The organism is Candidatus Nanosynbacter sp. TM7-008 (assembly GCF_022828245.2).
GTDB lineage: Bacteria > Patescibacteriota > Saccharimonadia > Saccharimonadales > Saccharimonadaceae > Nanosynbacter.
On sequence record NZ_CP157587.1, the window covers coordinates 16,833 to 29,625 of the forward strand.

General features: G+C 40.9%; 17 protein-coding genes and 5 tRNA genes. 10 read left to right on the forward strand and 12 right to left on the reverse strand.

Annotation, left to right across the window (positions count from 1 at the left end; genetic code table 11):
* Positions 1-10 precede the first annotated feature (10 nt).
* Both LRM48_RS00055 and LRM48_RS00060 read right to left on the reverse strand, forming a co-directional pair.
* The gene (locus tag LRM48_RS00055; protein ID WP_243812130.1) at positions 11-1,186 is read right to left on the reverse strand and encodes a hypothetical protein; all 1,176 of its coding nucleotides are present in this window, start codon (positions 1,184-1,186) and stop codon (positions 11-13) included.
* 162 nt (positions 1,187-1,348) lie between these two features.
* Positions 1,349-1,426: transfer RNA gene (locus LRM48_RS00060), tRNA-Asp, on the reverse strand.
* 103 nt (positions 1,427-1,529) lie between these two features.
* Here LRM48_RS00060 and LRM48_RS00065 point away from each other — a divergent pair.
* The 6 genes from LRM48_RS00065 (at position 1,530) to LRM48_RS00090 (ending at position 3,912) form a co-directional block, all read left to right on the forward strand.
* A complete protein-coding gene (locus tag LRM48_RS00065; RefSeq protein ID WP_243812129.1) occupies positions 1,530-1,904 on the forward strand; it encodes a hypothetical protein in 375 nt (124 codons plus the stop codon).
* Positions 1,904-2,341 carry a pilin gene (locus tag LRM48_RS00070; RefSeq protein ID WP_243812128.1) on the forward strand — a complete coding sequence of 146 codons (438 nt, stop codon included), beginning with the start codon at positions 1,904-1,906 and terminating at the stop codon, positions 2,339-2,341. Before LRM48_RS00065 ends, LRM48_RS00070 begins: the two co-directional genes overlap by 1 nt.
* A 10-nt stretch (positions 2,342-2,351) precedes the next feature.
* Positions 2,352-2,627 carry a hypothetical protein gene (locus LRM48_RS00075; RefSeq protein ID WP_243812127.1) on the forward strand — a complete coding sequence of 92 codons (276 nt, stop codon included), beginning with the start codon at positions 2,352-2,354 and terminating at the stop codon, positions 2,625-2,627.
* A gap of 1 nt (position 2,628) precedes the next feature.
* A complete protein-coding gene (locus LRM48_RS00080; protein WP_243812126.1) occupies positions 2,629-3,057 on the forward strand; it encodes a pilin in 429 nt (142 codons plus the stop codon).
* 2 nt (positions 3,058-3,059) lie between these two features.
* Positions 3,060-3,473 carry a hypothetical protein gene (locus LRM48_RS00085; RefSeq protein ID WP_243812125.1) on the forward strand — a complete coding sequence of 138 codons (414 nt, stop codon included), beginning with the start codon at positions 3,060-3,062 and terminating at the stop codon, positions 3,471-3,473.
* Between the two features lie 61 nt (positions 3,474-3,534).
* Complete coding sequence (locus tag LRM48_RS00090; RefSeq protein ID WP_129744378.1) at positions 3,535-3,912, forward strand: pilin; 378 nt, start codon at positions 3,535-3,537, stop codon at positions 3,910-3,912.
* A gap of 100 nt (positions 3,913-4,012) precedes the next feature.
* On the opposite strand, the gene LRM48_RS00095 is transcribed toward LRM48_RS00090, so the two are convergent.
* A complete protein-coding gene (locus tag LRM48_RS00095; protein WP_243812124.1) occupies positions 4,013-4,507 on the reverse strand; it encodes an Hsp20/alpha crystallin family protein in 495 nt (164 codons plus the stop codon).
* Positions 4,508-4,611: 104 nt separating this feature from the next.
* Between LRM48_RS00095 and LRM48_RS00100 the strand changes: the two genes are divergently transcribed.
* Positions 4,612-5,286, forward strand: coding sequence for a ComF family protein (locus LRM48_RS00100; RefSeq protein ID WP_426303682.1), 675 nt, complete (start codon positions 4,612-4,614; stop codon positions 5,284-5,286).
* On the opposite strand, the gene LRM48_RS00105 is transcribed toward LRM48_RS00100, so the two are convergent.
* The 6 genes from LRM48_RS00105 to LRM48_RS00130 form a co-directional block, all read right to left on the reverse strand.
* Positions 5,281-5,733: a 23S rRNA (pseudouridine(1915)-N(3))-methyltransferase RlmH gene (locus LRM48_RS00105; RefSeq protein ID WP_243812122.1), complete on the reverse strand. Its 453-nt coding sequence runs from the start codon at positions 5,731-5,733 to the stop codon at positions 5,281-5,283. The two genes, LRM48_RS00100 and LRM48_RS00105, sit on opposite strands and share 6 nt — an antisense overlap.
* 8 nt (positions 5,734-5,741) lie before the next feature.
* Positions 5,742-5,829 (reverse strand) — tRNA-Ser (locus tag LRM48_RS00110).
* Between the two features lie 21 nt (positions 5,830-5,850).
* Positions 5,851-6,084 carry a hypothetical protein gene (locus LRM48_RS00115; protein ID WP_129744376.1) on the reverse strand — a complete coding sequence of 78 codons (234 nt, stop codon included), beginning with the start codon at positions 6,082-6,084 and terminating at the stop codon, positions 5,851-5,853.
* An 18-nt stretch (positions 6,085-6,102) separates the two neighbouring features.
* Positions 6,103-6,179: transfer RNA gene (locus LRM48_RS00120), tRNA-Arg, on the reverse strand.
* Positions 6,180-6,288: 109 nt separating this feature from the next.
* On the reverse strand, positions 6,289-6,807 hold the full coding sequence (locus LRM48_RS00125) for a hypothetical protein (RefSeq protein WP_232736231.1): 519 nt from the start codon (positions 6,805-6,807) through the stop codon (positions 6,289-6,291).
* Positions 6,808-6,842: 35 nt separating this feature from the next.
* Positions 6,843-7,250: a hypothetical protein gene (locus LRM48_RS00130; RefSeq protein ID WP_129744374.1), complete on the reverse strand. Its 408-nt coding sequence runs from the start codon at positions 7,248-7,250 to the stop codon at positions 6,843-6,845.
* A gap of 72 nt (positions 7,251-7,322) precedes the next feature.
* On the opposite strand from LRM48_RS00130, the gene LRM48_RS00135 reads away from it, so the two are divergent.
* A tRNA-Ser gene (locus tag LRM48_RS00135) sits at positions 7,323-7,415 on the forward strand.
* Between the two features lie 17 nt (positions 7,416-7,432).
* A tRNA-Ser gene (locus LRM48_RS00140) sits at positions 7,433-7,522 on the forward strand.
* A 54-nt stretch (positions 7,523-7,576) separates the two neighbouring features.
* Here the strand turns inward: LRM48_RS00140 and LRM48_RS00145 are convergent.
* Positions 7,577-8,659, reverse strand: coding sequence for a VanZ family protein (locus LRM48_RS00145; protein ID WP_426303683.1), 1,083 nt, complete (start codon positions 8,657-8,659; stop codon positions 7,577-7,579).
* Positions 8,660-8,800: 141 nt separating this feature from the next.
* Between LRM48_RS00145 and LRM48_RS00150 the strand changes: the two genes are divergently transcribed.
* On the forward strand, positions 8,801-9,142 hold the full coding sequence (locus LRM48_RS00150) for a hypothetical protein (RefSeq protein WP_243812120.1): 342 nt from the start codon (positions 8,801-8,803) through the stop codon (positions 9,140-9,142).
* A gap of 1 nt (position 9,143) precedes the next feature.
* Here LRM48_RS00150 and LRM48_RS00155 read toward each other — a convergent pair whose 3' ends face one another.
* The gene (locus tag LRM48_RS00155; protein WP_243812119.1) at positions 9,144-11,699 is read right to left on the reverse strand and encodes a valine--tRNA ligase; all 2,556 of its coding nucleotides are present in this window, start codon (positions 11,697-11,699) and stop codon (positions 9,144-9,146) included.
* 161 nt (positions 11,700-11,860) lie between these two features.
* Positions 11,861-12,787: a lipid II:glycine glycyltransferase FemX gene (locus tag LRM48_RS00160; RefSeq protein ID WP_243812118.1), complete on the reverse strand. Its 927-nt coding sequence runs from the start codon at positions 12,785-12,787 to the stop codon at positions 11,861-11,863.
* Positions 12,788-12,793 lie beyond the last annotated feature (6 nt).

Sequence of the window (12,793 nt, forward strand, 5' to 3'; positions counted from 1 at the left end):
TATGCAAGGATTAATTTTCTGGTTTATCTATTCCAGGTATATCACTTGGCGCTACAATCTTACCATTTTGGATTAGAAATTCTTTGTCGAAGGACTCTTTAGTTAATTTTGAGAATCCTCCTAATGTGGCAGTTGCGAATATCTCTTCATCACCGGAACTGAATCTATTACTATACCAAACTTTATTTGCAGGTTCAAAGCCCGGCTTATTTAAATCATTAACATCTTCTGAGAGGGCGCCGTCAGTAAATGCCCTAGCTACTACATCAGTAGAGGTCAGTTCACCCTTGCTGTTGGCATGTTCTACATTAACAACCATCTGGGTTTCAGGTGTATCAACCCCTCTACGCGGATAACCTTCCGTTTTGCAGTCAGCAATATTACCCGCAACAGAGCATTTGTTTGTTTTATAAGAAGGGTCGAACACGTAAGTAGTATACGCCCCGTCTTTTTTACCACTGCTTGTAAATTTTACGGTTAATATGAGGTTTGATGGTGTAATATTAAATAAAGGAGCATAGTTGTCTTTTCCAGGTTCTAGTAAAGCTGAAAGAAGACTGTTAGCTTGACCAGTTGTCGTGTTTAGTACGTGTTTTTTAAGTGTTTCCGCATCCTTTGCTGATAATGGATAGCTATGAAGTTGACTATCTTTATATATTGCTCCTGTATACAACATAAGGTAGATACTATTTAGAGTGGCGGAGTTCATATCTTTAGCAAGGTTATCGTGAGTAGTTTTTATTAGTCCGTTCTCGTCGGTGACAACTTTAGCGTTTTCATCTGGCGTAGTCTTATTTACAAGATCAATAAGATCAGCTTGCCATTCGTTATAGCTAACTTCTTCACCACTTTTTTCTTTTTCTAAAAGACCTCTGATATCAGATAGATCTATGTCTTTATATTTGTCGATTATTTCTTGAGGTATGTCTTTCTCAGTCTTAGTTGTGCTGGCTTCAGGAGATGGGGTTGGGCTTAAAGTTGATGTTGGATTCTGCGTTTCCTGCGCTGTGGATGTTGTTGTATCTGGAGTTGGCTTACTGTGAGTCTCACCGCACGCTGACAACGGAGCTACTGCAGTCAGCAGTGTCGCCATTGTAGCGATGCCCTTTAAGGCCTTTTCTTTAAGTGAAGTTGAAAGTTGTGTCTCTGAATCACTTGGGTTAAATTGTTCACGATTTCGAATCATAACGCTTGGGATCCTTCCTCTGACATTGTCAGATATTTTATTATAAAAACTTCTTAGACCTTCCAGTCCAATTGGCTATATAATAACATAAATTGTACAGAAATGCAATAAAAATGACATATTTTCAATAAAAAAAACACCCTATCAGGGTGAAAATATCTGTGGCGCGCTCGACCGGATTCGAACCGGCGATCTCCTCCGTGACAGGGAGGCGTGATAGGCCAACTTCACTACGAGCGCATATCAATATCCCTTATATTATCAGATAACTTCTGTATTTTCAAGGAAAATGTTTGCTTTTTTCGCTTGACTATTTTACAATTTAGGTATAAGAGAAAATTTTATGACAAAAAGAAATATTGTAATTAGTATATTTATCGCAACAGTAATCGCAGGAAGTGTTTTTATACCCAGAATAGCTCTAGCTGCCGGCAGTTGTGGTGGCGCGGAAACCTCTGTTATTTCTTGTGAAGGCGAGGGTAGCACGGCAATTATCAACATAATCAAACAAGTTATTAAAATCTTAACCGCTGGAGTTTTGGTCGCGGCGGTTGGTGCTGTTATATATGGCGCATTCTTATATACCACTTCTGAGGGTAGTCCTGATAAGATAAAAAAAGCACGCGAAGTCTGGACCAATACTGTCATTGGGATAATAATGTTTGCATTCATGGTGGCAATTACTAACTTTATTATTCCAGGAGGAGTTTTTGATTAATGAAGAAGATTATAATAGCGATATCTTTAATGATTATAGGGTCGTTTGGGGTGAGTATGACTTTCCCGGATACTTCTTTTGCTGAAAGTAAAGTTAATGAATGTGATAAAAAAGGAAAGATTTTAACATTGAAGCCGTGGTATGACGGATTGACGAAAGGTGACTGTTCTATTAAAGATCCGGGTTCGGACGCTGACTCGCAGGCAAATTTTATCTGGAAAATCGCGCTTAATATCGTTGATGATTTGCTGCAACTTATTGGTTATACGACCGTTGGATATATTATATACGGTGGTTTCTTGATGATGACCAGTAACGGTGCTCCAGACAAGGCAGCTCATGGACGAAAGACTATTATGAGTGCCGCGATTGGTTTGGTTATTGCCTTAGCTTCTGTTGCGTTGGTTAACTTTATATCATCAAATATAGGAGTATAAAATGAGATATATGGAATTTTTTGCTGGATTGTTGGGGAGTGCTGATAGTCTTGGTGTGCCGAAGGATAATGGTGTAGATATTATGAAGTTTGTTAATTTGGCATTTTGGGTGGCTGGTGTCGTAGCCGTTATTATTGTTATTATTGCTGGAATAAACTATTCCCTGTCCTCTGGTGATCCAGCTAAGACTGCCAGCGCAAAGAATACTATTCTATATGCAGTCATCGGTTTGGTAATTATTGCTAACGCGATTGCTATAACAGGTTATATTATAGGAAAGGTTTAAAATGAAGATTTTTACAAAAATCCTGACGGCTGGAATACTAATTATTGGGCTACTTGGAGTGTTTAATCCAGTGGTGTCTGCAGCTAACGGTATTAATATTTGCTCAAAGGAAAATGGAAGCGACAACTCTGTCTATTGTCAAAATAAAGATAGCGGCGAAGGTCAGGTGAATGGTATTATAAAAACTATCGTTGAAGTTCTACTTATGGCTGTCGGTGCTATCTCGATTATTATGATAGTTATTGGTGGTATTTTATTTGCGCTTTCCAGTGGTGATGCTCAGAAGGCTGCAAAAGCTAGGAGTACTATTTTATATGCTGTCGTTGGCTTAATAGTCTCTGTATTTGCTTCGGCGATTGTCAATTTTGTGTTTGATGGGTTTAATAAGCCCGTCAAACATGATGAATCTAGTAATCATGATAAGGAGTAAAAATGAAAAAAATGATATTATCGGCGTTAATTGTAGTTTGTTCGGTGTTTGGATTTTCAGCCATATCAGTAGCTTCTCTTCCGACAAACGTTTCCGCGCAAGCTGCTAATAGCGTCGTAAAGAAAGGTATAACAACTGCTACTACGGCGGATATGAAAAATAAAAGCATTGCAGGTGAAGGTGGATTAATAAGTATATTGATTAATTTTCTACTGTGGGCTGTGGGTATTTTATCTGTTGCTATGATTATCTTTAGCGGATTTCGCTATATCACCTCAGCTGGAGATGCCGCAAAAACGAAGTCTGCTCAAACTGCTCTCACCTATTCGATAGTTGGCTTAATTGTAGCTGTTCTTGCATGGGTTATAGTTAAGATGATTTTGAGACAATTCGGAATTGAGGTAAAGACTAATTAGTTTTGCAAATAACAGATAAAAATGTATAATAGTAATATCATTAAACAAGGAGAAAATAACAATGAATAAATTAAAATTAATCTTGGCGGGACTACTGGTAGTACCAACTGTTGCTTTGGCTGTAGCTCCAGCTGCAAGCGCTGAAAGTGATTTTACCTTAACTAATGGTGTAAGCAGTGCAAGAGGAGAAGGTGTGAGTGAAACCGCTTCAGATCCTCAAACTTTGGTTAAGCAATTTGTAAATATATTCTTGTTTGCCGTTGGTGCATTGAGTGTTATTATGCTTATCTGGGGTGGTATCCGCTACACTACTTCAGCTGGTGATAGTAATAAGGTTACAGCCGCTAAGAATACAGTTTTGTACGCAATTGTCGGTTTGGTGATCGCTATTTTGGCATACGCAATCGTCAATATGGTTATCGATAAGTTTAAGGGTTAATCCACCCTACCAGTAAAAAAGAGCCTCGCTGATGAGGTTCTTTTTTTGTGGCTAAAAAAATACCGCCAACTTGTGACGGTAATTTCTGTGAAATGGTTTTTTATAGAACTTGAATCTTCTTTGCTTTTTCTTGCTTTATCTTTTCGAAAGTAATTGTCAAAACGCCATCTTTTAATTCTGCCTTAACGCCTTCTTCATTTACAGCGGTTGGTAATGCTAATGTACGACTGAATTCGCCCCAGTAGCATTCTTGGATGTGCCATTGGCGAACATCCGCTTCGTCACCGCTAGACAGTGTGCCGCTAATTGTTAAGATGCCGTCAGAAATACTTACGTCTAGGTCATTTCGATCTACGCCGGCAGTACGAGCTTTGATGACTAGGTTGTTTTCTGTCTCAAAAACGTCAACAGCCAATTGACCCATTGCATCATCAGCCTCATCTTCCCAGTTGTCATCGGATCGTGTTGCTGGCGTGCTATTACTCCTACTGTTGTTGTCGTTAAAACCAGGTAGCAGATCGTCGTTATCATCGTCAATAAACGCCGCAGCCAATTCCTGTTCTGTTAGTAATGTATCATCTTGCTTTCGGGCCATAATTTCCTCCACTTTTATAATAGGCTCATTGACAAAGTCTTTATTAGTATAACTGTAATGTGCGTTATAATCAACAGAGAAAGACTTAAAACGTAAAAATTACAATGTTTGACACGCTATTATCAATCATCGCTCCTCACCACTGTTATAAGTGCGGTAAAACGGGTGGTATTTTATGCTTGGATTGTAAAAAATACATCATGAGCCGGAAGTACGATATGTGTGTTCTATGTGGCGATTTATTGGAAAATGGCAGCTTATGTAAGAAACATAAGCTCCCCTGTGATATGATTTGGTGTTTTTCGCGACGTACAGGTGTTGTTGCAAAAATAATTGATGATTATAAGTTTAACCGTGTTCAGGCGGCGGCTGGATTGCTAAGTGAGTTCTTAGACGAAGCTCTGCCTGAATTGCCGTCAGATACAGTAATCGTACCAATTCCTACGATTTCTAAGAATATTCGGCGTCGTGGATTTGACCATATCCGAAAAATTGCTATTAAATTATCTCGACGTAGAAAAATAGAGTGCTGTTCTCTGCTCCGGCGCAGAAATAACGTAACTCAGCACTTTACGAAGTCTTCCGCCCAGAGAAAACGTCAAGCAAAGGATTTTTTTGAAATCGTGGGTAAAGTTGATAAAAATAAGCGATATATCATTATTGACGATATTTTTACGACTGGCTCAACTGTGTTGGCGGCGGCGGAATGTTTGAGAAAAAATGGCGCCAAACACGTGGAAATTGCAGTTATTGCCAGACACGGGCGTCCGAAATTATGAATGATGATAATGACTGCCGCGATGGATTTCTTGGGCGCGGTATAATTGCTCAGCTAAAATAAGACGAACTAATTGGTGTGGAAATACTAAGTTTGATAATGACCAGACGACGTTGGATTTTTGACGCAAGTCGCTGGTAACTCCGTAAGCGCCACCGATGATGAAGACAATATGCTTGTCGATATGTTTGGTTATTAGGTCAGATAATTCCGGCGATGATAAGTTTTTTCCGCGCTCATCGAGCAAAATAACGAAGTCGTCCGAATTGATGCGTGAAAAAATACGCTCAGACTCTTCCTGGCGCGCTCTGTCGCCTTCAAAGCTTGAATGCGGTAGAATAATCATTTCCGCAGCAAAAGGTGCTCGTAGACGCTCTAAAAAACGAAAAATGCCTGGCTGAACCCAGGCTTCATTCTTTTTTCCGATTGTTATAATGGTGATTTTCATAATATCTATGGCGGAGAGAGAGGGATTCGAACCCTCGATGAGTTGCCCCATACCGCTTTTCGAGAGCGGCCAGTTCAACCACTCCTGCACCTCTCCGTATCTAACTAATTCGGGAAATTATTTTTTATCAGTTTTCTTTGAGTCTTTGGCTATTATAGTGCCGATAATACTCCAGACGATACATAGCGCTAGACCGACGCCGCCTAATTGACAAAACTTAACCATCCACTTACTGGCTTCATTCCAAGTTATCAATTCAAAGAACTCTGCGCCAGCTAAAATTGCTATAGCAGTTGAACAGATTGCAACAATTCCTAATCCTGAATATTTTACGTACTTAATAAAATTCATACCCCTCCTTAGGTTAATTGGTACACCCGGCAAGATTCGAACTTACGACCTCTGGCTCCGCAAGCCAGCGCTCTATCCAGCTGAGCTACGGGTGCATACAGCCTTTCGAAAAAAACGATTGGCTATAACAAAAATATAAGGTACCTTCATTGCTATAAAGCATTGAACTTTTGTATTCTACCACATAAAATATAGTCAATCAAGCTATAGCTTTATCAGCCGAATAAATTTCTCTAAGGCGTCTGGCTTAATTTCTTGCATTGGTAGGCGCGCTCCGAGCATATCGACAATTCTCTCGCCCTCTGCTTCGGAAAAGTAAATAGTTAAACCTGGCGAAAATCGTTTTACTGGCAATAATAGAATCGAATGTTGGTTGTTTTCGTGAATTAATCCAAATGCACGAAATTCGCTAAAATCGTGTAAAACGTCGGCGATATAAATGCCTTTGGGGCTAATCGCGTAGTTTATTACTTGTGGGGTTTTGTTCGATAATACAAACAAGGCTACAGCCATAATTGGTAGTAAAACTGCGAAAGTCCAGTTCTTAAACACTAAAATTGCTAAAGCCATTAAACCTATCAACACAATGACAAAAAACACGTACCACAATTTACCGCGTTGAACCTGCACGCCTTCTGGCGCGTTCCAGGCTATTGGCTCGGTTAAATCAAGCCTGTCGGGTGATGGCGTTTCAAAGTCTTGGTTTTCTGGACTATCGTTCATGACGTTAGTATATCACGATGAGAATTAGTGAACAATTAAACGTTAGTGGTTGATCCGCCGCTTAAAGCTGCGCCAAGGATGAAGTTGATTATGGCGTAAGCAAAGACTGCGATTAGTAGACCGATGATTGCATATAAAATTGTGTTTTTGGCGTTTGTGACGGATTCTTTTTTACCGCCAGATATTACATAGCGGAAACCGCCGAAGATTAGCATAACGACGCTTAAGACGCCGACACCGAATAGCATAATGTTGATGGCTCGCCTTACGATTGATGAATCACCATTAGCTAAGTTGGCTGGCGTATTATCGCCGCGTGCTGCGTTAATTCCGGCTGGCGCACCGCCCTCACCTAATGCGGAAACTGGAGCCGTCACCAAAGCTACGCCGAATCCGATTGTAAGTAATCCTGTTATAATTTTAGAAATATATCCTTTTACCATAATTCTATTATATCCTATTTGCAATAAAGCTGTTAATAATTACACTTCTATGGTACACTAAATAGTGAATTTGGAGGAGTACCCAAGTGGCTGAAGGGGACGGTTTGCTAAATCGTTAGTATGGAGAGATCTGTAGCGGGGGTTCGAATCCCCCCTCCTCCGCCAAAATTCAGAGATAGTACGGAAGGGTGACCGAGTGGTTGAAGGTACCGGTCTTGAAAACCGGCGTGCGGTAAAACGTACCGAGGGTTCGAATCCCTCCCCTTCCGCCAAGATAGTACTATTGAATTTGAAAAATAGGAGATTCATACGGGTCTCCTATTTTTTTATTTCTCTTGTTTGACTTGAATCGTACTTTCGTAACTTGTGTCAGATAGACGATCAAACATAAAACGTCGGTTAAATAACGCTACGACAATTGTAATTAATACGAATAATATGAATGCTAAGAATGCAATTGCGAGCAGACAGAGAAACAATAGCGAATCCGCTTCCTTATTAAATTCATCCGCGAGGTAAAACAAGCCTGCGGGAATGATGCAAAAATATATCGTGAGTAAGATTCCTCTGAAAATTGTGCGAATCCATTTTTTATTTTCAAATGTTAGCCCAAACTTTAATAATGCGCTACCAAAAGTTTTACCGTTTAGTAGAGGAATTAGGCTAAAATAGAGGGCTAAAAATAGCGAAAACGGAAGTTGGGTTTTTGATAAGGTGTAAGGAATACGGATGATAACAGCGTCGATTATTAGAGATAAACTAACGCGGACTGCAGAAACTCGCGAACCCGCCTCAAGGGATTTTTCATCTATTTCCTCCCTGGACGGAAGTAGCCACGTCGCAAACCAGCCCAGAAAGTAACCGACGCATCCGCCTATCGTGTTCTGGATGATATCATCGACATCGGCTAATCGGTAAGGTCCTGAATAGATGAAATAAAGTCCAGACAGTTGAGTTAACTCAAAGAATAAACTTAAAATAGCTGTCAATAACAACGTCTTTTTAAGGCGACATTTGAAATAGTAGCGCAGGTAAATTCCGAACGGAATGAGCATTAAAACGTTGAAAGCAGGAACGTAAAAAGTGGGATGTTTTATCGCCGTAATCCAAGTTGAGCTATCTGTTAATACTAGTGGACTGTTCTTTATAAAATCTGCGACGAATGAAAACGGAATTAAATTCAGATTTTCTGCGTAAGTCGTGTGAACGGATTCTGGATTTGGTAACGGTAAAATAACTAAGAAATATACGGTTAATAAATACAGAATAAAGGAATAGAAAATCAAAGTCCGCAGCTTATTGACGGAGCCGTATTTTCGATAGTTCGCAATCATATACGGTAATGTGATAAGAAAAGCCAAGATTGGGAAAAGGATTAGTGCGACCTTAATAGAAATTAGGTATCCCATAAACTCCATTATACTAAACATTTTCTCTGTAAAGTTCAGGATGACTATTTCTATGCTGGGAAATATACTTGACAAAAAACAAAGCTTATGCTAACATTGTAATCAGTATTCTAAAAATAGATACAAAAAGAAAGAATAAAAATGAATTTAGTACAACAGTTTTTCACCGTTACAACTATGTTTATCAGTTTGAATGTAGCGTTTGGTGTGCTGCTGCACGACACCAACGTCGATAAAGCGTTTTTGTCATCTTGGAAAACATATAGCGTTCAGAGTGGCGTTGAGGATGAAATAAAAATGCCAGAAACAAAGCCCCATACTCATCCAGAACACGCTCAATTGTCAAATGTGCTGAAAGAAGGTTCAGTGCGACCGCGAACTACGCCTCGAAATAACGACAAGAAGCGATTACGCCAAAAATATGCCGCCCGTGGTCAACATACTTTTGACGGATATCACCTTGACTTTGAAGGTGTGAGCTAGGCTATTTTAAGCTAATCACTTCCAGTTCTGAAACAAGCCGAGTAATGATTTTTTCTTGCTCGGCTAATTGCTCGTGAGTTTCCTCGACAAGGTGAGCTGGCGCCTTCTCAACGTAAGTCGGATTTTCCAGGCGCTTCTTTAATCCCGCCAATTTCTGACGTGCTTCGGCTAGGCGCATTTCCAAATTTTCCTGATGTTGGTACAGAGTTTCGCTATCAATATCTAGCCACGCTTCCCTGTTTGCCGCCGCCAATCTCAGTCCACGCGGCTGATCTGTGTGCTCAATTGCCTCAAGCCGCATGAGATGCTTAATTGTGTCTTGATTGTCAGCGATAAGACTGTCGTTGCCGTATAACAAGCGATATTTCTTATTTCCTGGCAGTTCAGCAATCACCCAGCGACCTTCAGCAACCAGAAGCTTAAGTTGCTCGAATTGCTCAGCGGCAATCGGATCAAACTTCTCTGGAGTTGGCCAAGCTTCACGCATCAAAATGCCGTCGGTGTAATTAAGCGTTTGCCAAATTGTTTCCGTAACAAACGGCGCAAATGGATGAGCGATTTTCAAAGAAGTTGCCAAAACCCAAGATAACAACGGACGATTGATAGCGGTTTTAGATGATTCAATGTACCAGTCAGCCACGTCATCCCAAATAGTGTGGTAAACAGTTTCTGATGCCTCTGAGAAGCGATATTGTTCTATTCTAACGGCAATGTTGTTGGCGGCGTCGTTCAATTGGCGAATAATCCAGTGGTCAGCTGGAGTTTGTGGCTCTAAGTCGACAATTTGGTGATTATCGCCAATTTGCGCCTCGACAAACCTGGCAATATTCCATAATTTATTACAGAAATTACGTGCCGCAATGACTGATCCCTTGTTGAAGGCTTGGCTTTGAGCGGGCGCTCGCCCAGAAATAACTCCCATGCGTGTGGCGTCAGATCCGAATTCCGCAACCAATTCCATTGGATTAATGACGTTACCCTTAGACTTGGACATTTTTTGATTGTGTTCGTCGTTAACCATTCCGTGTAGATAAACTTCTTTGAACGGTAACTTCCCTGTTCGGTATAGACTAAGCATGATCATTCGGGAAACCCATGCGCGCATAATATCCATACCAGTTTCCATCATGTCGGTTGGGAAATAATTGGCTAAATCGCCGCCAGTTAAGTAATCTGTTACGATGTATGGCCATTGACCAGATGAGAACCAAGTATCAAAGGTATCCTCTTCCCTGATATATGTTGTACCATTTACAACAATACTCTGCTCGTTGGTGCGAGTGTCGAATATCCAATCCTTAGGGTCGTTTTCATTTACAAACGCAGGAATTGGTATTCCCCATGGAATCTGTCGTGAAATATTCCAGTCTTTCAATTGCTCAAGATATGCGATGAGTTCTTTGCGCTTGGATGCTGGATAAAAAGTAATTTCTTCTTTTTTAAGCGCGTCAATTGCTGGCTGTGCGAGTGATTGTGTTTTAATAAACCACTGCTCTTTAATCATTGGCTCAATTACGCTGCCACACTTATAGCAATGTCCAACGGCGTGTTCAATTTCAGTTTCACCACGGCGTAGCTCCAGTGCTTCCAGTGCTTCCAAAACTCGAGCGCGAGCTTCTATTGGCGTTAATCCTAAGAACTGCGCTGGCACGTTTATCATCTTCCCTTCTGGACTGATGATTGACTCTATAGGCAAATCGTGGCGTTTCGCAATTTCAAAGTCGTTCGGGTCGTGTGCTGGCGTAATCTTAACCGCACCGGTGCCGTAGCTCATGTCGACATATTCGTCCGCGATGATAGGAATTTCCTTGTCGACAATCGGCAGCAAAATGCGAGTTCCAATCAATTTTTTGTATCGCTCATCGTCTGGATGAACCGCTACAGCAACGTCACCAAGCATAGTTTCTGGGCGCGTAGTAGCTACGATAATCTCGCCAATTTTATCTAATGTCGGGTAAGCTATTTTCCACAACTTCCCTTTCTCATTCTTATGTTCTACCTCGATGTCGGCAAAGCTGGTTTGGTGCTTGGTACAGTAATTAACAATCCTCTCACCCCTGTAAACTAAATTGTCATCCCACATTTTCTTAAATGTATCGTATACGGTGTTGATGACTTTGTCGTCCAGAGTGAATGTCAAATGCTTCCATGATGCACTAACACCTAACGCGCGCAACTGCAGCTCCATATTGCCGCGTTTTTCTTGTACAAAATTCCAAACTTGACTATACAATTGGTCACGTGAAAAATCGAAGCGACTCTTCCCTTGCTTCGTCAATTCTCTTTCATACACAACCCAAGTTTCAAACCCAGCGTGGTCGGCGCCTGGAATAAATACGGCGTCGTCACCCTTCATTCGGTGATAGCGAATCAGAATGTCCTTCAGATTCATATCGAGTGCGTGTCCGATATGCAGATTACCGTTCGCGTTAGGTGGCGGCATAATGATTGAATATGGCTTGCCTACCCCTGTTGGCTCTAATGCATTACTGGTTTCCCATAGGGCGTAAATGTTTGGTTCGTAATCGTTTGGTATGTATTGTTTAGCTAGCTGCATAAGTTATTCCATGGTTTTTTCATGTGAAAAAAGACAAAAGAAAACAAAGTAGCTTTTCACGTGCAAAAGCCCTTATTTATGTAATCCTCTAATTTCTCCACATGTTTATATTACGTCTTAATTATACCACAAATTTATGTGGTGTGATGGATGAAATAAGGTTATTTTCTAATCGTTTGATATGCTCGATATAGCCAATATTGAAGTGGCTTTAGGGGAAGTTCCCAAGTTGACCCAGAATGGATATCTTCACCGCCGAACGATCGCTTGAACTTCGTAAAGCCAGCCCATGGGTGATTTTTTGGTGCGTTTTCAGGCGCAATTCCGTATAAATCGACTTTCTCCATTTGACGATGTTTTGCATCGATTATCGCTTCGGTGAGCAGGGCAGTTCCAGCGTTAAGCTTGCGATACTCTGGTGTAGAATTCGCTGCTGCATGCGCGTAAATTCGAGTTGTTTTTGAGTCGAAAAACAGGGCAGTAGCAATTACTTTATTATCATATGTTGCGTACCAAAAAGAAGCATCTTTTGATGGCAGCAGGGAACCAGCTTGCTTATGAAAATATGAATCTGGGTGCGGCGACATACCAGTCCGTTTGGCAACTTCATGTATCAATTCTAGGAAATATTTAATATCGTCCGGGTTTTGAGATTGATGAACCGTTACGCCTTTTTTATGATAATTCCTATAACAATTCCGTACAGGTTGCGCCATGCTTGCTATAATTTCTTCCTCTGGCTGCTGGAGGTTGATAACATGTGTATGTTCTGGCTGCAAATGGACGTAAGTGGCTTTCTTCCAACGCTCATCAGATAACACCTTAGAAAAGGTGGGTTTAATTGGTCCGACTCTAAGGAAGGTAACACCAAGTTTTTTGCCGAGCTCTGCTAGGTCTTTTAGTGCCAATCGTAATACTTCTTCGTTAGTGGCGGTTGGGCCAAAAGGGCAATATAGGCGAGAATTGCCCGTGCCGTGCTCTAATATTGCGAAATATTCCCATCCTTCACCTCTGTTGTGAAAGACTTTTCGACCGAGCGATTGTTGGAATTTTTCCCAGGCTGATGATTGTAGAAAATGTTGATTCATGTTGTA

Coding starts and splice junctions, on each gene's coding strand:
- LRM48_RS00115 (WP_129744376.1), bottom strand. CDS start 6,084: ATGAATTTTATTAAGTACGTAAAATATTCAGGATTAGGAATTGTTGCA.
- LRM48_RS00070 (WP_243812128.1), top strand. CDS start 1,904: ATGAAGAAGATTATAATAGCGATATCTTTAATGATTATAGGGTCGTTT.
- LRM48_RS00150 (WP_243812120.1), top strand. CDS start 8,801: ATGAATTTAGTACAACAGTTTTTCACCGTTACAACTATGTTTATCAGT.
- LRM48_RS00075 (WP_243812127.1), top strand. CDS start 2,352: ATGGAATTTTTTGCTGGATTGTTGGGGAGTGCTGATAGTCTTGGTGTG.
- LRM48_RS00160 (WP_243812118.1), bottom strand. CDS start 12,787: ATGAATCAACATTTTCTACAATCATCAGCCTGGGAAAAATTCCAACAA.
- LRM48_RS00065 (WP_243812129.1), top strand. CDS start 1,530: ATGACAAAAAGAAATATTGTAATTAGTATATTTATCGCAACAGTAATC.
- LRM48_RS00125 (WP_232736231.1), bottom strand. CDS start 6,807: ATGAACGATAGTCCAGAAAACCAAGACTTTGAAACGCCATCACCCGAC.
- LRM48_RS00105 (WP_243812122.1), bottom strand. CDS start 5,733: ATGAAAATCACCATTATAACAATCGGAAAAAAGAATGAAGCCTGGGTT.
- LRM48_RS00100 (WP_426303682.1), top strand. CDS start 4,612: ATGTTTGACACGCTATTATCAATCATCGCTCCTCACCACTGTTATAAG.
- LRM48_RS00080 (WP_243812126.1), top strand. CDS start 2,629: ATGAAGATTTTTACAAAAATCCTGACGGCTGGAATACTAATTATTGGG.
- LRM48_RS00055 (WP_243812130.1), bottom strand. CDS start 1,186: ATGATTCGAAATCGTGAACAATTTAACCCAAGTGATTCAGAGACACAA.
- LRM48_RS00095 (WP_243812124.1), bottom strand. CDS start 4,507: ATGGCCCGAAAGCAAGATGATACATTACTAACAGAACAGGAATTGGCT.
- LRM48_RS00085 (WP_243812125.1), top strand. CDS start 3,060: ATGAAAAAAATGATATTATCGGCGTTAATTGTAGTTTGTTCGGTGTTT.
- LRM48_RS00155 (WP_243812119.1), bottom strand. CDS start 11,699: ATGCAGCTAGCTAAACAATACATACCAAACGATTACGAACCAAACATT.
- LRM48_RS00145 (WP_426303683.1), bottom strand. CDS start 8,659: ATGGGATACCTAATTTCTATTAAGGTCGCACTAATCCTTTTCCCAATC.
- LRM48_RS00090 (WP_129744378.1), top strand. CDS start 3,535: ATGAATAAATTAAAATTAATCTTGGCGGGACTACTGGTAGTACCAACT.
- LRM48_RS00130 (WP_129744374.1), bottom strand. CDS start 7,250: ATGGTAAAAGGATATATTTCTAAAATTATAACAGGATTACTTACAATC.